This is a genomic window from Streptomyces sp. NPDC020362, from assembly GCF_040642095.1.
Lineage (GTDB): Bacteria > Actinomycetota > Actinomycetes > Streptomycetales > Streptomycetaceae > Streptomyces.
In genome coordinates this window covers 1-19,353 of sequence record NZ_JBFAET010000174.1, presented here as the reverse complement: position 1 = coordinate 19,353, position 19,353 = coordinate 1, and the positions used below count along the sequence as shown (strand labels likewise).

The 19,353-nt window shown below is 71.1% G+C and carries 16 protein-coding genes; 6 read left to right on the top strand and 10 right to left on the bottom strand.

Annotated features, from left to right (window positions below):
- Positions 1–311 precede the first annotated feature (311 nt).
- The 4 genes from AB0H32_RS37620 to AB0H32_RS37605 all read left to right on the top strand — a co-directional run bounded on the left by AB0H32_RS37620 (position 312) and on the right by AB0H32_RS37605 (position 5,088).
- Positions 312–1,073 (top strand): DeoR/GlpR family DNA-binding transcription regulator, encoded by a 762-nt coding sequence (locus AB0H32_RS37620; protein WP_361130596.1) that lies wholly within the window; start codon positions 312–314, stop codon positions 1,071–1,073.
- On the top strand, positions 1,070–2,017 hold the full coding sequence (pfkB, locus tag AB0H32_RS37615; protein WP_361130593.1) for a 1-phosphofructokinase: 948 nt from the start codon (positions 1,070–1,072) through the stop codon (positions 2,015–2,017). Before AB0H32_RS37620 ends, pfkB begins: the two co-directional genes overlap by 4 nt.
- Positions 2,018–2,480: 463 nt before the next feature.
- Entirely contained in the window at positions 2,481–4,724 is a 2,244-nt protein-coding gene (locus AB0H32_RS37610; protein WP_361130590.1) for a fructose-specific PTS transporter subunit EIIC, read from the top strand.
- A gap of 112 nt (positions 4,725–4,836) precedes the next feature.
- A complete protein-coding gene (locus tag AB0H32_RS37605; protein ID WP_361130587.1) occupies positions 4,837–5,088 on the top strand; it encodes a hypothetical protein in 252 nt (83 codons plus the stop codon).
- Positions 5,089–5,144: 56 nt separating this feature from the next.
- Here AB0H32_RS37605 and AB0H32_RS37600 read toward each other — a convergent pair whose 3' ends face one another.
- From AB0H32_RS37600 to AB0H32_RS37585, 4 genes are all read right to left on the bottom strand, one after another.
- Positions 5,145–5,891 (bottom strand): DUF6227 family protein, encoded by a 747-nt coding sequence (locus AB0H32_RS37600; RefSeq protein WP_361130584.1) that lies wholly within the window; start codon positions 5,889–5,891, stop codon positions 5,145–5,147.
- A gap of 157 nt (positions 5,892–6,048) precedes the next feature.
- A complete protein-coding gene (locus AB0H32_RS37595; RefSeq protein ID WP_361130581.1) occupies positions 6,049–7,266 on the bottom strand; it encodes an Ig-like domain-containing protein in 1,218 nt (405 codons plus the stop codon).
- Positions 7,267–7,504: 238 nt separating this feature from the next.
- Positions 7,505–8,545 (bottom strand): P1 family peptidase, encoded by a 1,041-nt coding sequence (locus tag AB0H32_RS37590; protein ID WP_361130578.1) that lies wholly within the window; start codon positions 8,543–8,545, stop codon positions 7,505–7,507.
- A gap of 40 nt (positions 8,546–8,585) precedes the next feature.
- Entirely contained in the window at positions 8,586–9,824 is a 1,239-nt protein-coding gene (locus tag AB0H32_RS37585; RefSeq protein WP_361130575.1) for a low temperature requirement protein A, read from the bottom strand.
- A 175-nt stretch (positions 9,825–9,999) separates the two neighbouring features.
- Here AB0H32_RS37585 and AB0H32_RS37580 point away from each other — a divergent pair, with 175 nt between their 5' ends.
- The gene (locus AB0H32_RS37580; protein ID WP_361130599.1) at positions 10,000–10,179 is read left to right on the top strand and encodes a hypothetical protein; all 180 of its coding nucleotides are present in this window, start codon (positions 10,000–10,002) and stop codon (positions 10,177–10,179) included.
- 19 nt (positions 10,180–10,198) lie between these two features.
- Here AB0H32_RS37580 and mscL read toward each other — a convergent pair whose 3' ends face one another.
- The 6 genes from mscL to AB0H32_RS37550 form a co-directional block, all read right to left on the bottom strand.
- Positions 10,199–10,657: a large conductance mechanosensitive channel protein MscL gene (gene mscL / locus AB0H32_RS37575; protein ID WP_361130572.1), complete on the bottom strand. Its 459-nt coding sequence runs from the start codon at positions 10,655–10,657 to the stop codon at positions 10,199–10,201.
- A 135-nt stretch (positions 10,658–10,792) separates the two neighbouring features.
- Positions 10,793–11,482, bottom strand: coding sequence for a hypothetical protein (locus AB0H32_RS37570; protein WP_361130570.1), 690 nt, complete (start codon positions 11,480–11,482; stop codon positions 10,793–10,795).
- Positions 11,483–11,628: 146 nt separating this feature from the next.
- Complete coding sequence (locus tag AB0H32_RS37565; RefSeq protein WP_361130567.1) at positions 11,629–12,462, bottom strand: S-methyl-5'-thioadenosine phosphorylase; 834 nt, start codon at positions 12,460–12,462, stop codon at positions 11,629–11,631.
- A 99-nt stretch (positions 12,463–12,561) separates the two neighbouring features.
- Positions 12,562–12,891, bottom strand: a complete 330-nt coding sequence (locus tag AB0H32_RS37560; protein WP_361130564.1) for an FmdB family zinc ribbon protein — start codon at positions 12,889–12,891, stop codon at positions 12,562–12,564.
- A 67-nt stretch (positions 12,892–12,958) separates the two neighbouring features.
- Positions 12,959–14,254 (bottom strand): MFS transporter, encoded by a 1,296-nt coding sequence (locus tag AB0H32_RS37555; RefSeq protein ID WP_361130561.1) that lies wholly within the window; start codon positions 14,252–14,254, stop codon positions 12,959–12,961.
- Between the two features lie 360 nt (positions 14,255–14,614).
- A complete protein-coding gene (locus AB0H32_RS37550; protein WP_361130558.1) occupies positions 14,615–16,171 on the bottom strand; it encodes a potassium/proton antiporter in 1,557 nt (518 codons plus the stop codon).
- Between the two features lie 217 nt (positions 16,172–16,388).
- Here AB0H32_RS37550 and AB0H32_RS37545 point away from each other — a divergent pair, with 217 nt between their 5' ends.
- Positions 16,389–19,274 (top strand): penicillin acylase family protein, encoded by a 2,886-nt coding sequence (locus tag AB0H32_RS37545; RefSeq protein ID WP_361130555.1) that lies wholly within the window; start codon positions 16,389–16,391, stop codon positions 19,272–19,274.
- Positions 19,275–19,353: the final 79 nt, after the last annotated feature.

The following is a 19,353-nucleotide window of genomic DNA, read 5'->3' as shown; positions in this document are numbered from 1 at the left end:
CGCGCTGCACCGGCTCGTGCCACACCCGGTCCAACACCGCCTGCGGAACCGGCGCGTGCCGGGCTCGTCGACGTTCGGCGCGTCTCCGGTGGCCGGGCGTCGGCCCCCGCCCGCGCTCCGGAAGTCCGTCTGTGTCCGATGCCCGAGCTCCGAAGTCCGTCCGTGTCCGATGGCCGGGCGCTGGACTCGGCCACACCCCCGGAAAGTCCGTTTGTGTCCGAGTGAAGTCCGGGACTGTTTACTTTCCGGAATGCCGGGCGTATTCTCCCAGTGAAACCACACGTTCGGGCATCAGTCGGAGGCGAACGGACATGTACGCACCGGAGCGACAGCAGGAGATCCTCCGGCTCGCCCGTGACGGCGGCCGGGTGGACGTACTGTCGCTGGCCGAGGAGTTCCAGGTCACCGCGGAGACGATCCGCCGCGACCTGAAGGCCCTCGACCGCGCCGGCCTCGTCCGCCGGGTGCACGGTGGCGCCATCCCCGTCGGGCGCCTCGACTTCGAGCCCGACCTCGCCGAACGCGAGTCCACCGCCGCCGACGAGAAGGACCGCATCGCCAAGGCGGCCCTCGCCGAGCTGCCCACCGAGGGCACGATGATCCTCGACGCCGGTACGACGGTGGCCCGCGTGGCGGCGGCCATCCCGCTCGAGGCCTCCCTCACCGTCGTCACGCACAGCCTGCCGATCGCGGCCCGCCTCGCCGACCACCCGGGCATCCAGCTCCACCTGGTCGGCGGGCGCGTACGGCACCGCACGCGCGCCGCCGTCGACGCATGGGCGCTGCGCGCCTACGGCGAGATCCGCGCCGACGTCCTGTTCGTCGCCGCCAACGGCTTCTCCGCCGAGCACGGTCTGACCACCCCCGACCTCGCGGAGGCCGCGGTCAAGCGCGCGGCCGTCGCCGCCGCCCGGCGCGTGGTCCTGCTCGCCGACTCCTCCAAGCACGGTCAGGAGCACTTCGCCCGTTTCGGCGACCTGAGCGACGTGGACCTGCTGATCACCGACAGCGGGCTGAGCCCCGAAGACTCCTCCGCCATCGAGAGCGGCGGCACGGAAGTAGTGCGCACATGATCCTCACCGTCACCCCCAACCCCTCCCTCGACCGCACCTACGAGGTCCAGGCCCTCAAGCGTGGCGAGGTCATCCGTGCCGAGACCGAGCGCATGGACCCGGGCGGCAAGGGCGTGAACGTCTCGCGCGCGGTCGCGGCCGCCGGTCGGCGTACGGTCGCCGTCCTGCCCCTGGGCGGTGCGCCGGGGGCGCTCATCGCCGATCTGCTCGACGCCCAGGGCATCGAGGTCGCGCCGGTCCCGGTCGCCGGTGCCACTCGCTCCAACATCGCGCTCGCGGAGGCGGACGGGGTGCTCACGAAGATCAACGCCCCGGGCCCGGAGCTGTCGGCGGCCGAGCAGGAACTCTTGCTGGACGCCGTCCGTCTGCAGTCCCGGGACGCCGACTGGATCGCGTGCTGCGGGAGCCTGCCCCGGGGGCTCGCGCCCTCGTGGTACGCCGACGTCGTCACGCGGGCGCACGCCGCAGGCGCACGCATCGCCCTGGACACCTCCGGGCGTGCGCTCCTGGAGGCGCTGCGCGCGCGGCCCGACGTGGTGAAGCCGAACGCCGAGGAGCTGGCGGAAGCCGTCGGGCGCCCGCTGGCGACGGTGGGCGACGCGGTGAAGGCGGCCGAGGAGTTGCGTGAGATGGGCGCGCGCGCCGTCCTCGCGAGCCTCGGCGCCGACGGCCAGCTGCTCGTGGACGACGAGGGTGCCTGGTTCGGCAGCGCCCGCGCGGACACCGTACGCAGCAACGTGGGCGCCGGTGACTCCTCCCTCGCGGGCTTCCTGATCGCCGGCGGCAGCGGCCCCGACGCCCTCGCCTCCGCCGTCGCCCACGGCGCCGCCGCCGTGCAGCTTCCCGGCAGTGTCATGCCGACCCCTGCCGACCTGGACCTGTCGGCGGTGACGGTCACCGCCGACATCCCGGTCGACCACGAGCTGACGGAGCCGGTGTCATGAACGTCCGAAGCGTCGTCACGACCATGTCGCCGTCCCCGCTCGAACGGACGGCTCCGACGCCGCTTCATGCAACGGTCATGACCGCGCTCCGTCCCGCGGCCTTGGTTCCGGTCCGTCCCGCGGCCGTGATCCCGCTCCCTCCCGCAGCCGTGGCTCCGCTCCGTCCCACGGCCATGGCTCAGCTCCGTTCCACGGCCGTGGCTCCGCTCCGTTCCGCGGCCACGGTTCTGCTCCGTTCCACGGTCGTGGTCCCGCTCCATCCATCGGCCATGAAGCGGCGAGGCTCCCCGTTACTCGTCGCGTCCGCGGGCCGGCAGGGCACCCCGAGCCGCTCCGCCGCCCCCAGGAGGCGGGGGCTCCCCGGCCCCGTCTCCGTCCACCCCGCCACTTCCCCCCACGGCACCCACGTCCCCACCCCCGCCCACCCCACTCCTCGGGCGATACGCGTGCATAGGAGCCCGCGATGAGCGACATGATCACCGCGGACCTGGTCGACCTCGACCTGTCCGCCGACACGAAGGAAACGGCGGCGCGCGCCCTCGCCGAGCGCATGGTGGCGCAGGGCCGGGTGACCGACCTGGAGGGCTTCCTCGCCGACGTGGCCGCCCGCGAGGCCCAGATGCCGACCGGCCTCGACGGCGGCATCGGCATCCCGCACTGCCGCAGCCCCCATGTCACCGAGCCGACACTCGCCTTCGGCCGCAGCGCGGCGGGCATCGACTTCGGCGCCGCGGACGGCCCCGCCGACCTGATCTTCCTCATCGCCGCCCCGGCCGGTGCGGACAACGCCCACCTCACGATCCTCTCCTCCCTGGCCCGGCAGCTGATGAACACCGAGTTCACGGATGCGCTGCGGTCGGTGGGCGAGGCGGGGACGGCGGCGGCGCTGATCCGGGGGGACGAGGCACCGGCGGGCGCCGCCGAGGGAGTGGCCGGGACGGCGGCCGAGCATGCCGGAGCACAGGGCGCCGTGGGCGCCCCCGTGAACACCGCTGCGGCGCCGGGGGCGGCCTCCGCCGGCGCCGCGGCGGGCAGTACGGCGCAGCAGGCGCCGGGCGAAGGCACCGGCGCGGGCAAGGACCCGCGAACGGGCGTCGGCGCGGGTGAGGGTGTGACCGTGGGGGGTGTGACGGCGGGTGCGGGTGCGTCCGCCCCCGCGCACGGCGGCACGGCCGGCGCGTCCGACGGGTACGGCGCGGGCGAACGCCCCTTCCGTGTCGTCGCCGTCACCTCCTGCCCGACGGGCATCGCCCACACCTACATGGCGGCCGAGTCCCTGGAGAACGCGGGCCGTGACGCGGGCGTCGAGGTCGTCGTCGAGACGCAGGGCTCGGCCGGCTTCACCCGGCTCGACCCGGCGGTGATCGCGGCGGCGGACGGCGTGATCTTCGCGCACGACGTCCCCGTACGCGACAAGGACCGCTTCGCGGGCAAGGCGACGGTCGACGTCGGCGTGAAGGCGGGCATCAACCGCCCGGCCGAGCTGATCGCCGAGGTGCGCTCCAAGGCCGAGCGCGGCGAGGTCACCGCGGCCGCCGCTGCGGGAACGCCGGTCGAGCGGGCCGGCGACTCCACCGAGGGCTACGGCACCAAGCTCCGCAAGTGGCTGATGTCCGGCGTGAGCTACATGGTTCCGTTCGTCGCCGCGGGCGGCCTCCTCATCGCCCTCGGCTTCGCGATCGGCGGCTACAAGATCAACAAGGCGCCGTCGGTGATGGACCACTTCGTGTGGACCCAGGCCGACAGCTGGGGCGCGCTCCTGTTCCAGATCGGCGTCGTCTCCTTCGGCTTCCTCGTCCCGGTCCTGGCCGGCTACATCGCCTACGGCATGGCGGACCGGCCCGGCCTGGTCCCCGGATTCGTGGGCGGCGCGATCTCGCTGACCATCAACGCCGGCTTCCTCGGCGGCCTGGTGGCCGGTCTGATCGCCGGTGGCGTGGTGCTGGCGATCCAGAGGATCAACATCCCCGCGGCGTTGCGCGGCATCATGCCGGTGGTGGTGATCCCGCTGATCTCCTCGGCGATCGTCGGCTTCCTGATGTTCGTCGTCGTCGGTAGGCCCATCGCCTCCGCCCAGAAGGGCCTGACCGACTGGCTGAACGGTCTCACCGGCGCCAACGCCGTCCTGCTCGGCGCCCTGCTCGGCCTGATGATGTGCTTCGACCTAGGCGGTCCGGTCAACAAGGTCGCCTACACCTTCGCCACGGCGGGCATCGCCGTCTCCAACCCCAGTGACTCCGCGATGAAGATCATGGCCGCGGTGATGGCGGCCGGCATGGTCCCGCCGCTGGCGATGGCCCTGGCCACGACCGTCCGCGGGAAGCTCTTCACGCAGACCGAGCGCGAGAACGGCAAGGCCGCGTGGGTGCTGGGCGCCTCCTTCATCTCCGAGGGCGCGATCCCGTTCGCCGCGGCGGACCCGCTGCGGGTCATCCCGTCCGCCATGGTGGGCGGCGCGGTCACCGGTGCCCTGTCGATGGCCTTCGGAGCCACCCTGCGCGCCCCGCACGGCGGCATCTTCGTGGTCCCGCTGATCGGCAACCCGTTCTTCTACCTCATCGCCATCGTGGCCGGCATGTGCGTCACCACCGCCCTGGTCGTCATCCTCAAGGGCATGCGCAAGCCGGTCCCGCAGACCACGGCCGAGGACCCCGCCGAGAGCGCGGCCACGGCGTCGAGGGAGGCGCAGCAGCCGCTCGCCGCCTGAGGGTGCACCGCCGCCTCTTGTCCCTTTGGTGAACTGTGAGTTGTTCACGCCACCTGCGAGATACGTCACGGTCCGGGGCCATAGTCCCGGACCGTGGTGTGTACTGGGGCGTATGCCTGAGCACGTCTCGACTCTTCAGCTGATCGGCGCGGTCGCCCTCACCGCCGCAGGCGTCGCTTGGGCCGTCGTGGTGACGCGACTGCTGCGCCGCGCCCGTGTCGAGGCCACCAGGCGACTGGCAGCCGCCGCGCTCCCGGCCCTCCCGCACCAGTCCCCGGTCGGCCCCTCGCAGGAGTCCGTCGAGCTGACCCCGGCCGAACAGGACGCCTTCGCGGGCCTGGTACGCCGACTCGGTCACCGCTAGAACCTGTCCGGCGGACCATGCCGGAATCGAGGCCGGCCCGATCCGCCGGACAGGCCCTAGCCCTGCCGGGCCGCGCGTCGCTCCATGGCGTTCCGTGCCGCGTCCGCCGTGGTGTACACCTCGCACATGTGCCGCCCGTCGGGCGTCGCCGTGTGCTCGACCTCCCACAGGGAGATCTCCCGGCCGTCCGGCAGCAGGAACGCGTGCTCGTACAGCGCGAAGCTCAGTCCGGCCCGGGCGGCTCGCCCGGGGCGCCCGAACGCCTGGGTGATCTGATGCGCGGACGCGGTCGCCAGCAGCGCCGCCACCTCCGCGCCCGGCGGGTTCTGGTTCTCCGCGCGGCGCAGCAGCCGGCGCGCGTGGTCCGCCGAGTCGTCCGGGGCGTACACGTGCCGGGGCTCGGGAATCGCCGACAGGTGCGTCAGTGGCGGCAGCTCGAAGTCCGGCGTGTCCGACGGCAGCGGGAGCCGGGCGGTGGAGGCGTGCAGTTCCTCCTTGTCCACATACACCTCGTGCTGCGCGCCGCGGCCCGGAGCGGTGTTGTGCACGAGCTCCCACAGGGTCACCGCCGAGCCGTCGGCGAGCAGCCAGGTGTGCCGGTACGTCTCGCAGTGCAGGCCCGCGCTGTGGTGGGCGGAGTGCAGGGAACTGTCGTGCGCCAGCGCGCAGTCGAGCCGCCGTATCACCTCGTCGGGCAGCTCGAAGGAGTTCAGGGCACGGCCGAGGAGTCGCGCGAGATGCTCCTCCGGAGACTCGGGCGACTCGGCTGGTTCGTACGCTGCCGTCTCGTACGGAACGCTCAAGGCTTCTCCCGGCGTTGCTGCATGTCACCTTGTGGGTGCATACCGTAGCCCCTCGGTCGGACATCATGTCCGGGAACCGAGAAAACGTATGCCGGGAAAACGCGAGGGCCGCGCGAAATGTTCCCGCGCGGCCTCACGTTCCGTCAAAACCAGCCGGTCAGACGGCACTTCCTGCGGTCCAGGCGCTCCACGCCATGTTCCAGCCGTTGAGACCGTTGTCCGGGGACACCGTCTTGTCCGGGGAGTTCTTCACGATCACGACGTCACCGATGAGCGAGTTGTCGTAGAACCACTTGGCCGTCGTGGCGCCCTGTGCGCCCTGCACGTCCGCCAGGCCGACGCAGCCGTGGCTGGTGCCCTCCCGGCCGAAGGGCGGGTTGCCCTTGTTGTACCAGTAGTTGCCGTGGATGAACGTGCCGGACGTCGTCAGGCGCATCGCGTGCGGCACGTCCGAGATGTCGTACTCCCCGCCGAAGCCGACCGTCGAGCCGTTCATGCGGGTCTGCACGAACTTCTCGGAGATGACCATCTGGCCGTTGTACGTGGTGTGCTGCGCGCTGCCCGCGGAGATCGGCACCTGCTTGATCGTCCTGCCGTCCCGCACCACCGTCATGGTCTGCGTGTTGGCGTCGACCGTGGAGACCTGCGAGCGCCCGACCGTGAAGGTCACCGTCTTCTTCTGCACGCCGGAGATGCCGCTGGCGCCCTGGACGCCGTCCAGGTCGATCTTCATCGTGACCTTGGAACCGGCCTTCCAGTAGTCCTGCGGCCGGAAGTCCAGCCGCTGGTCCCCGAACCAGTGCCCGACCACCTGCTGCCCGCTGCTGGAGTTGACCGTGATGTGCGACTGCACGGCCTTCTTGTCGGTGATGCGCTTGTCGAAAGTGAACGACACCGGCATGCCCACGCCGACCGTCGAGCCGTCGTCCGGCGTGTAGGTGCCGATGAAGCTGTCGCTCGAGTTGACGGTGGTGAAGATGGAGTTGGCCGCCGCCGTACGCCCGTTCGCGTCCTTCGCGGTCGCGGCTATCTGGTACTTGGTGCCGCGCTCCAGCCGCTGCTTCGGCTTCCAGCTGCTGCCGTCCGCCGATATCGCCCCCTGCACGGCCTGCCCCGACCCGGCCACGGTCATCTTCACGTCGGTCAGCTTGCCGTCGCTGACCTTCACCCCGGTCGCGTTGATGGACGCGCCGGTCGAACCGTCCTTGGCCGAGATCGCGATCTGCGCCGTCGACGTCTTGGGCGAGTCCTTGCCGCCCTTCGTGTCGTCCGTGGCGTTGGCGCTGCCACCGCAGGCGGTCAGAGTGAGGGCGCCGACCACCAGGGCGGCACAGGCCCCCAGTGCGCGCCGCGCTGTAATGTCCGGCGTTGTCACGGGCTGCTCCAGGTTCATTCGATGTGCGTGATCCGTTCCAGTGCGTGAAGAAAGAGGGCACCGGCCCGGCGGAAGGTTCCTTTCAAAGTCCCTGAACGCCATCACGTGACAGAACCGCGACATTCCAAGCCTTCGGGCCCCCGACGTGCCCCTTTGCCTTCGGGCCCCCGACGTGCCCCTTTGCCTTCGAGCCCCCGACGTGCCCCTTTGCCTTCGAGCCCTTTTGAACGCCTTGCGCCTACCGCTCCTCGTGCGCCTGCCCGTACAACTCCCTGTACGACGGCCACACTCCGCCCGGCCCCTCGACCGACTCGGCGGCGCGCACGGCGCGTACGATCGCGCGCGTCACGACGTCCGCTCCGGCCGCGAGGATGTCGTTCAGCGCCAGGGGCTGCCCGCCGTCGAGCGGGTGCGCGCCCGTCGCCAGGGCGAACACGGTGTCGCCGTCGTGCAGCAGGTGCACCGGCCGCACGGCGCGCGCGATGCCGTCGTGCGCCGTGCCCGCCATCTTCTGCGCCTGCGCCTTGGTGAGGTCCGCGTCGGTCGCGACCACCGCGAGCGTCGTGTTGAGCGGCGGGGGTGCGTTCTTGGCGGCCACCTCGGCAAGGCGCCGGCGGGCGGCCTCGTGCACGCGCTCCTCCGGGTACCGCACGCGCCCCTGGAACAACTCCCCGTACAGAACGCCCGTTCCGGGATCCGCCACCGCCCCCGCGGCATTCACCACCACCAGCGCGGCCACGGTGATCCCCGAGCCGAGGACCGTACTCGCGGTCCCCACCCCACCCTTGAGCGCCCCCGCCACCGCGCCCGTACCGGCCCCCACGCACCCCTGCGGCACTCTCTCGCCCGGCGTGCTCGCCGCGGCCGCCTCGACCGCCGCGCGGCCCGTCGCCGCGTCCGGGCGGGCGCGGAAGTCCCCGCCCCGTCCCAGGTCGAAGACGCACGCGGCCGGAACCACCGGCACGACATGCGCCGGATCCGACCCGACCGGCACCCCGCGCCCCTGCTCCTCCAGCCAGGCCATGACCCCGGACGCCGCGTCGAGCCCGTACGCGCTGCCGCCGGTCAGTACGACGGCATCGACCTTCTGCACCACGTTGCGCGGGTCGAGGGCGTCGGTCTCCTTGGTGCCGGGGCCGCCTCCGCGCACATCCACGGCGGCGACGGCGCCGCCCTCGGGGGCGAGGACGACCGTGGTGCCGGTGAGCCAGCCGTCCCCGCTGCGGGACGCGTGCCCCACCCGCACCCCGGCGACGTCCGTCAATGCGTCAGTTGTCATGGCGGCCAGTCTGGCCCAGCCCGGGGCGCCGTCGCAGGGCTCAGGCGGCCGCTGCCGTCGTGCCCGTGCGGCGCTCGCGGGTGGCCATGCGCGCAGTGAGCGTCACCCCGGTCGCCACCGCGCCCGCCGCCACGAGCCCTGCCGCGAGCACCGCCCAGTCGCCGAGGAAGGTGCAGCAGATCACCAGGAGTGCCGTGACCGGCAGCACCAGCTGCTGGGAGATGCCGATCTTGAAGTGCCGCGAGTGCAGCGCCCAGACGGTCAGCAGGTACAGCGCCGTCGGCAGGGTCACGGCCGCCGAGGCGGACAGTGTCGAGATGTGTGTCTTGCCGACGGCCTGCTCCACCGCCACCTCCAGGCCGGCGCCGATCGCCGCGGCCGAGGCGAAGATCAGGTAGTGCCCGTAGCCCCAGAGGAACGACTCTCTGTTGGAGCGCAGATGGCCGTGGATGGGCACCACGAAGTAGATCCACCAGGCGGAGAAGACGATCAGCAGCCCGCCCGCCGCGATCGGCAGCAGCCGGCCGAGCGCGTCGTGCTCGCTCACCGCCGACTGCACGGCGACCGTGGCGGCCGCGATCGTCTCTCCGAGCACGATGATCGTGAACAGGCCGTACCGCTCGGCGATGTGGTGCGGATGCCAGGACGTCTGATGGCCCCTCTCGGCGTACAGCGGTACGCACAGCTCCGCGATCGCCATCACCAGGAACACCCACCCCCGGGCGGGTCCGGGCAGCACGACCAGCCCCAGCCAGCCGACCTGGCACAGCAGCACGCCGCCGGCGTATCTGAGCGCCATGGTTCTCTCCGCGCCCTCGGCGCACCGTGCCGCTCTCAGCCACTGCGCGGCCATCGCCACGCGCATGATCAGGTAGCCGAGCCAGACCACCAGGTAGTCGTGTTGCACCGACGCCCGGGGGACGCCCGCTGCCAGCACCAGCACACCGGCGATCTGGACGAGGGTGACGACCCGGTAGAGCACGTCGTCGTTGTCGTACGCGGAGGCGAACCAGGTGAAGTTCATCCAGGCCCACCAGATGGCGAAGAACACCATCGCGTAGTTCCGGATCCCCTCGCCCGCGTGGCCCGCGGCCACGGCGTGCACGAGTTGGCTGCCCGTCTGCGCGATGGCCACGACGAAGCACAGGTCGAAGAAGAGTTCTAGCGGGGAGGCGACCCGGTGCGCCTCGTCGCGCCCGCGCGCGGTGAGCCGACGCAAGGGCCCCTGGGAGTGCGGTGCGCCCGGGGAGGCAGGCGCCGGAGCGGAACTCGACGTCATGCCTCCCAGGACAGCAGAAAACCGCCGCAATATCTTGTGAAGGCATTCACGAGCATGCGGGGGTCCCGGTTCCCGGCGGTCCGGGACGTCTTCGTGGCCCACGGCCGGGCCGTACCCTTGGGGCATGAGCACCGCCCCCAAATCCGAGCCGCACGACCCGTCGGAGCCGCGTGAGCTGTCGGAGCCGCGCGACTCGTCCGAGCCGCGCGAGCCGAAGACCACGCTGGTCTTCGACGACCCCCTGAACCAGCAGTCCTCGGACGACACCGACCGCGGGTGGGGCGAGCGCGGGGACGGCGACAGCGCCGCCGACCTGAAGCGCTTCCTCGACGAGAAGCCGCCCCACCACCTGTGAGCCGCCCGCCAAGGCGCCCCTAACGCTCGTCGTGCCCCGACCCGCGTTGCGCGACCAGCGCGTCGCGGATCTCCTTGAGGACCTCCAGCTCGGTCACCTCGATGACCTCGCGCGAGCCCTCCCGCGCCTTCCGGCGGGCCTCCTGCCGGGCCAGGAACTTCGCCATCGGCAGGACCATCAGGAAGTACACGACCGTCGCCGTGATCAGGAAGCTCAGCGCGGCACCCAGTACGGAGCCCCACATCAGCTGGATGCCGTGGGTGCCCTTGCAGGAGTCGCTCAGGCACGTGCTGTAGTTGTCCAGGTTCTGCGTGCCGATCGCACCCACCAGCGGGTTGATGATCCCCTTCACCACCGAGTTCACGATGTTCGTGAAGGCCGCGCCGATGACTACCGCGACTGCCAGATCGACGACGTTCCCGCGCATCAGGAAGGCTTTGAAGCCCTGCCAGATACTCGGTTCCTTCTGCGTGCTCACCGGGACTCTCCTCGTATGCACAGGGTGTGGAACGAAACCCTCCGCAACCTACGGCACGATGCGGCCATTGTGTCCAATTCCTTGGCTTGATCGGAGGATCCGACAGCGGGTCGTCTGGACAGTGGCCGGGACGGCTCAGCACAGGGCCACCGCCAGCCGTGCCGTGGCGCTCGTACCCACGAGCCGCGCCGCCGTGGCGCGCGGCACCGACAGCACGAGCAGCGCTCCGCTCTCGGCCCCGCCTTCCAGGGGCTCCGGCACCTTCGTCACCCGCACGCCCCGCGCCAGCACCCGGGCGCCGCCCCCGGTCGACGGATCCTCGGCGGCGATGACATCGACCCGGTCGCCGGGCCGCAGCAGCCGGACCGTGGCGGCGTCGGCGATCCGTACCGGCGCCGTCACCACGTCCACCGTGCCCGCCGCGCCGCCCGCATCCACCGCTGGTCGATGCGGGCGCACAGGTTCGGTGACGGGGTGCCCGCGGGCCCGGTCGGCGCTCTGCGCCTCCGGCGCGCTCCGCGGCCCGGCCGCCACGAGTGCGGCCGCCGTCACGGCGAGACCGGCCGCCAGGGCGCCCCTGCGGTGTCGCACGAGCCGCTGCAGCCGATAGCGCCCGCCGCGCACTCGCACCGGGGCGAAGTGCGGGACCTCGCAGGTCGCGGGTGCATCGGTGCCCGGCGGACGCGGCAGCCGCAGGGGAGGCGCGAAGGGCGCACCAGGGCGTGCGGGCGAGGGGAGGCCGGAGGGCGAGGAGAGAACGGAAGGCCAGGGGAGTCCGGAAGGCGAAGGGGCGGAAGGCGAGGGGGACGACGGGGCCAAGGACATGAGGATCACCGCCTGCGACGAGGAATCGGCTTGCGATGCCACGATGAGGCCTCGCGCCGAAGCCCGCCGGAGGCGGTGGACCACCCACCGGTTGTGGACAACTCGCCCACTCGAACGGGCAATTCCGTTCGGCCGGCGGCCCCGCCCTACGGCAGCTCGAAGCCCGGGTCCATGCCGCCGAGCGCGTTCACGCACAGGCAGTCCCGTTCCCCGGTCTCCGGCAGCGCCGCCACCGCGTCGAACAGCACACCCCGCAGCCGGTCCACGTTGGCCGCGAACACCTGCAGGACCTCGTCGTGCGAGACGCCCTCGCCGGTCTCGGCCCCGGCGTCCAGGTCGGTGACCAGCGTCAGCGACGTGTAGCAGAGTTCGAGTTCACGGGCGAGCGCCGCCTCCGGGTGGCCGGTCATGCCCACCACCGACCAGCCCTGCGCCTGGTGCCACAGCGATTCCGCACGCGTCGAGAAGCGCGGTCCCTCGACCACGACCAGCGTGCCGCCGTCCACCGGCTCCCAGTCCCGTCCGCGGGCCGCCTTCAACGCGGCGGCCCGCCCCGCGGGGCAGTACGGGTCGGCCACGGACACGTGCACCACGTTGGGCACCGTGCCGTCGGGCAGCGGCAGCCCGTCGAAGTACGTCTGCACCCTGGACTTAGTACGGTCCACCAGCTGGTCCGGTACGAGCAGGGTGCCCGGGCCGTACTCGGGGCGCAGTCCGCCCACCGCGCAGGGACCGAGGACCTGCCGGACGCCGACCGAGCGCAGCGCCCACAGGTTGGCGCGGTAGTTGATGCGGTGCGGGGGCAGGTGATGGCCGCGGCCGTGCCGGGGCAGGAAGGCGACCCGCCGGCCGGCGATCTCGCCGAGGAAGAGGGAGTCGCTGGGCTGCCCGTACGGGGTGTCCACCTGGACCTCGGTCACGTCGTCGAGGAACGAGTAGAAGCCCGAACCGCCGATTACGCCGATCTCTGCGTTCGCCATGACGAGCACACTAGCTCGCGGCGAACCCGCGGCGGGAGCCGGTGCCGGGTACGCCGAAGGCCCTGCCGTCGTACGACGACAGGGCCCGGAAGCGAGGTCTCAGGCGGCGGAGCTGCTGGCGGAGCCCGACGAGGACGACGAGCCGGAAGAGCTCGAAGAGGACGTCGTCGACGACGACTTCGCGTCGGACGAGGAAGAGCCGGACGACGAGGCGCTCGGCGACTTCGACGCCGGGCTGCTGCTCGACGTGGAGCCGCGGGAGTCGTTGCGGTAGAAGCCGGAGCCCTTGAAGACAATGCCGACCGCGGAGAACACCTTCTTCAGGCGGCCACTGCAGCTGGGGCACTCGGTCAGAGCGTCGTCGGTGAACTTCTGCACCGCCTCGAGGCCCTCGCCGCACTCGGTGCACTGGTACTGGTAGGTGGGCACTGACTTCCTCCTGGCACTCTCACTCAATGAGTGCTAACGACGGTCCATAGTGACGTATTCCCGGGGATCAGTCCACTGTCACCGGCACACGGTGACCGACGCCACGTGCGACGGTCAGGCTCCCGGGCCGGGCGGTCAGCCGTGAACGCAGGGCCACCAGCGTGGCCAGCGCGAGCAGGGTGCCCGCCATCGGCACCAGGAATCCGGCGCCGTCCCACAGGCGGTCCTCCAGCTGTCCGGCGACCGTGACGGCCGCTGCCTGGCCGAGCGCGACGGCGCCGGTCAGCCAGGTGAACGCCTCGGTGCGGGCGCCGGCCGGGACCAGGCCCTCGACCAGCGTGTACCCGGTGATCAGGGCCGGAGCGATGCACATGCCGACCAGCAGGCCGACGGCGGCCAGCAGCGGGACGGAGTGCGCCGTCCACAGTGCGGACGCGGCCAGTGCAAGCCCCGCGTAGCCGACGAGCAGGCGCCGCTGCGGGGCGGCCTTCCAGGCCATCGCGCCGCAGACGATGCCGGAGAGCATGTTGCCCGCGGCGAAGACGCCGTACAGGACGCCGTTCAGGCCGGGCTGGCCGATCGACTCGGTGAATGCCGCCAGCGACACCTGCATGCCGCCGAAGACGGACCCGATGCCCAGGAAGGTCACGACCAGTACCCGCACACCGGGAACGCGCAGCGCGGAGGCGTTCTTCACGCGCGCGTGCCCGCTCTCGCCGGTCACCGGCGGCTGCGTGCTCTTCTGCGCGGCGAACAGCAGACCGCCGACGAGCGTCAGCGCGGCCTCGGTGACCAGGCCCGCGGACGGGGCCACGGCGGTGCACAGCGCGGTCGCCAGCAGGGGGCCGAAGACGAAGGTCAGCTCGTCGGTGACGGACTCGAACGCCGCCGCGGTGGTCATCAGGGGCGAGCCCTGAAGCTTCACGCCCCAGCGGGCGCGCACCATGGGGCCGACCTGCGGCACCGAGGCACCGGTGGGGACGGAGGCCGCGAACAGCGCCCACAGGGGCGCGTGCGCCAGCGCGAGCGCCGTCAGGGACAGGCCCGACACCGTGTGCACGAGGACACCGGGGATCAGGACCGCGCGCTGCCCGTAGCGGTCGGCGAGGCGGCCGCTGTACGGAGCGAACAGTGCCATGGACACACCGGTGGCGGCCGCGACGGCACCCGCGGCGCCGTACGAGCCGGTGGTGTGCTGCACGAGCAGCACGATCGAGAGGGTGAGCATCGCGAACGGCTGACGCGCCGCGAAGCCGGGGAGCAGGAACGTCCAGGCGCCGCGGGTGCGCAGCAGCTGTCCGTATCCCGGGCGGGACGACGCCGGCGCGTTCTGCGTCGAGTCGGTGGTGACCGTGGATGCCACGGCCCGTGCCTTTCTACCGCCTGGTAGCGCGACCCCTCTTTTCACGGGGGCGCCGAGAGCTGTCCTCTTGCGCGGAACTGCGGTAGATACCGGTGCCACTGCAAGGGGGGTCCCGGCCGCCATACGGTCGCGCCAGCTCTGCGTCAGACAGAGTTGGTTCGATCAGGGTGCCTTCATGTTACAGGGGGCAAGGGCTTGTGAGCCTGTGAAAACGAGCACCATGCAGGGCGTTCACCTGGGATTGGCGACGGTGTGAATCGCGCGAAACCCACCCGTAACGCACGCCCCCGCAGCTCACGTCTGCATCCCGCGCCGCGCCCTGCGTCCCGCGCCCCTCGCCCCCGCCTCGCGCCCCGACGCTCAGCGTCCCGCCCCCGCGCCGTCCGTGCCCAGCCAGCTGGCCAGCTTGCCGCCGTGGGTGATCGCGCGCAGGCGTCGCTCCGCCGCGTCGCGCACGGGGTCGGTGGCGACCACGAGGAGTTCGTCTCCGCGTCGCAGCACCGTCGTGGGCAGCGGAACAAACGATTTTCCGTCCCGGACGACCAGGGTGACGGCGGCGCCGGGCGGCAGCCGCAGTTCGCCCACCTCGACGCCGTGCATCCGGGAGCTCTCGGGGATCGAGAAGGACAGCAGGTGTCCGCGCAGCCGCTCCAACGGGGCCGACTCGATGCCGAGGTCGGACGGCTCGCCCTGTTCGCCCAGGTGCAGCGTGCGCGCCAGCCATGGCAGGGTCGGCCCCTGGACGAGGGTGTAGACGACGACCAGCACGAAGACGATGTTGAAGATGCGATGGCTGGCGTCCACGCCGTTCACCATGGGGATCGTCGCCAGGATGATGGGGACCGCACCGCGCAGCCCGGCCCAGGACATCAGGGTCTGGTCCTGCCACGGCACCCGGAACGGCGCCAGGCTCACCACCACGCTCACCGGCCGCGCCACCGTGGTCAGCACGAGCCCGATGACGAGGGCGGGCACGATGTCGTCGCCCAGCTCGTGCGGGGTGACCAGCAGGCCGAGCAGGACGAACATGCCGATCTGGGCGATCCAGCCGAGCCCCTCGGCGAAGCCGCGGGTGGCGGGCCAGTGCGGCAGCTTGGAGTTGCCGAGCACCATCGAGGCGAGGTAGACCGCGAGGAAGCCGCTGCCGTGCGCGAGCGCGCCGCCCGCGTACGCGGTGACCGCGATCGCCATCACGGCGATCGGGTAGAGGCCGGAGGCGGGCAGCGCCACGTGCCTGAGCCCGAAGGAGCCCAGCCAGCCCACGGCGAGACCGATGGCCATGCCGATGCCCAGCTCCAGAGCTATCTCGCCCAGCAGCACGTACCAGTGCGAGACCGGGCCCGCCTGGGAGAAGGCCACGACCAGGATGACCACGGGAGCGTCGTTGAAACCGGACTCCGCCTCCAGCGTGCCCGTCACGCGCGCGGGCAGGGGAATCCTGCGCAGGACCGAGAAGACCGCGGCCGCGTCCGTCGAGGAGACCACCGCGCCGATGATCAGCGCCTGCCGCCACTCCAGCCCGATCAGGTAGTGCGCGCCCGTCGCCGTGACCCCGACGCTGATCGCGACCCCTGCCAGCGCCAGCATGGAGGCTGCCGGCAGAGCCGGTTCGATCTCCTTCCACTTCGTGCCCAGACCGCCCTCGGCCAGGATCACGACCAGGGCCGCGTATCCGATGAGCTGGGTCAGCTCGGCGTTGGCGAAGTGGATGTTCCCGATGCCGTCCTGGCCCATGAGGACGCCGATCCCCAGGTAGACGAGCAGGCTGGGGAGCCCGCTGCGCGAGGAGATCCGCACGGCCGCGACGGCGACCAGGAGGACCAGGGAGCAGACGAGCAGGAGCTTGTCGAGGTGGTGGACAGTCAGCGGCGGTTCCCTTCCTTGGCCCGTGCGCGGAACGCGCGGGCACACGTACACAAGACCCGAGGCTGCGGCGCACCGCACCCAAGTACTTCGTTACCTTACCTAACTCTTGACGCTTTCTTGACACTCGTCGAGGCAAGATCGAACGTCCGTGCGCGCTTGTTACCGACTCCGCGTCAAGCGGTTCGGGGCCCTGCGCCTATGGTTGCTCCAGCGCTCATTCAAAGTCACAGCCCGACCTGCCGCTCGCGTTAGGACAGCAAGGACAGCGATGCCCCCCAACACCACCGCCACAACGGGTGACACCGCCACCACGGGTGCCACGTCCGTCACGTCCGGCAGGAAGAAGGGGCGCAAAGCCCGACTCGTCGTGCTGGTGCTCGTCCTGGCCATCGTCGGAGGCATCGCCTACGGGGCGTACTGGTCGATCAGCACCGTCCGTGCCTCCTTTCCGCAGACCACGGGTTCGATCACGCTCCAAGGCCTGTCCGGGCCCGTCGACGTGAAGCGGGACGGCAACGGCATCCCGCAGATCTACGCCTCGTCCGACGAGGACCTGTTCATGGCGCAGGGCTTCGTCCAGGCGCAGGACCGGTTCTACGAGATGGACGTGCGCCGTCACATGACCTCCGGGCGCCTGTCCGAGATGTTCGGCAAGGACCAGGTCAAGAACGACGAGTTCCTGCGCACCCTCGGCTGGGACCGGATCGCCAAGCAGGAGTACGACACCAAGCTGTCGGCCGCCACGAAGAAGTACCTCCAGGCGTACGCCAAGGGAGTCAACGCCTACCTCCGGGGCAAGGACGGCAAGGACATCTCCCTGGAGTACGCGGCCCTGGGCTTCGTCAACGACTACAAGCCCGCCGAGTGGACCCCGGTCGACTCGGTCTCCTGGCTGAAGGCGATGGCCTGGGACCTGCGCGGCAACATGCAGGACGAGGTCGACCGCGCGCTGATGACCAGCCGCCTCGGCCCGCAGCAGATCGCGGACCTGTACCCGGACTACCCCTACGGCCGCAACAAGCCGATCGTCCGGGAAGGCGCGTACAGCCAGCTGGCCAAGGCATTCCGGCAGAGCGGCGGCACGGCAGGCTCCCAGGGTGCGACGGGTGCGACCGGCACCCAGGGGACCGCGGGCACGGCCGGTTCCCAGGGGACTGCCGGCACGACCGGCTCCCAGGGCACGGCGGGTACGGCCGGTTCCCAGGGGACTGCCGGCACGACCGGCTCCTCCGCCTCGACCAGGACCGGATCGGGCCTCACGAGCCAGCTGGCGGGTCTCTACAACGTCCTGGACGACGTTCCCACCGCCGTCGGCGTGAACGGCCAGGGCATCGGCTCCAACTCCTGGGTCGTCTCCGGGAAGTACACCATCACCAACAAGCCGCTGCTGGCCAACGACCCGCACCTGTCCCCGTCGCTGCCGTCCGTCTGGTACCAGATGGGCCTGCACTGCCGCACCGTCTCCAGCAAGTGCCAGTTCGACGTCAGCGGCTACACCTTCGCCGGCATGCCCGGTGTGGTCATCGGCCACAACGCGGACATCGCCTGGGGCATGACCAACTCCGGGGTCGACGTCACCGACCTGTACCTGGAGAAGCTCAGCGGCAACGGCTACCTGTACAACGGCAAGGTCCGGCCCTTCACGAGCCGCGAGGAGACCATCAAGGTCATCGGCGGCGCGTCCAAGACGATCGTCGTGCGCCAGACCGCCGACGGGATGCCGCTGCTGTCCGACCGCGACGACGAACTCGTCCAGGTCGGCAAGAAGGCCGCCGTGAGCAGCGCCGCGCCCGACCGGGGCGACGGCTACGGCATCGCCCTGCGGTGGACGGCGCTCGACCCGGGCACCTCCATGGACGCCGTGTTCGCCATCGACAAGGCGGCGAACTGGAGCGACTTCCGCTCCGCAGCGGCCCTGTTCGACGTGCCCTCGCAGAACCTGATCTACGCCGACACGGACAACAACATCGGCTACACGCTGCCCGGCAGGATCCCCACCCGCTCCTCGGCCACCGACGGCTCCGTCCCGGTGCCGGGCTGGGACCCGAAGTACCGCTGGACCGGCTTCGTCAAGCAGAACGAGCTGCCCTACGAGTACAACCCCCAGCGGGGTTACATCGTCACCGCCAACCAGGCCGTGGTCGACAAGGACAAGTACCCGTACACGCTCACCACCGACTGGGGCTACGGCACCCGCAGCCAGCGCATCACCGATCTGATCGAGTCCAAGATCAAGGACAACGGCAAGATCTCCCCCGAGGACATGCGCCAGATGCAGATGGACAACAGCAGCGAGATCGCCAAGCTGCTGGTGCCCAAGCTGCTGAAGATCAACCTCAAGGACAAGGACGTCCGCGACGCCCAGAAGCTCCTGGAGGGCTGGGACTACACCCAGGACGCCGACTCCGCGGCGGCCGCCTACTTCAACGCCGTGTGGCGCAACGTCCTCAAGCTCGCCTTCGGCAACAAGCTCCCCAAGGAGCTGCGCGTCAAGGGCCAGTGCCTGTGGGTCGACAAGATCGACAGCACCGGCCCGGTGGACGACGACACCAAGGTGCGCGAGTGCGGCCAGCGCGACGCCGACCAGGCGCAGCCGGACGGCGGCGACCGCTGGTTCGAGGTCGTGCGCCAGCTGATGGAGAAGCCGGACAGCGACTGGTGGAAGACGCCCAAGTCGGGCACCCGTCCCGAGGCGAACAACATGGACCAGCTCTTCAACCGCGCCATGATCGACGCCCGCTGGGAGCTGACCGCCAAGCTCGGCAAGGACATCGACACCTGGAGCTGGGGCCGGCTGCACCGCCTGTTCCTGAAGAACCAGACCCTCGGCACCGAGGGCCCCGAGTTCATCCAGTACATCCTCAACCGCGGTCCCTGGAAGCTCAGCGGCGGCGAGGCCACCGTCAACGCGACCGGCTGGAACGCCGCCGGCGGCTACAACGTCGTCTGGGTGCCGTCCATGCGGATGGTGGTCAACCTCAAGGACTTCGACAAGTCCAAGTGGATCAACCTGTCCGGGGCCTCCGGGCACGCCTTCAACGCCCACTACACCGACCAGACGGGCATGTGGGTCAAGGGCGAGCTGCTGCCCTGGTCGTTCACGGACAAGGCGGTCGACAAGAGCACGAGCGACACGCTCGTCCTCAAGCCGTGAGCGGCTGACGCAGACCGATGAGAGGGCCCTCCACGCGCGCGTGGAGGGCCCTCTCGCACGTGGCCCGGGGCCCGGTCAG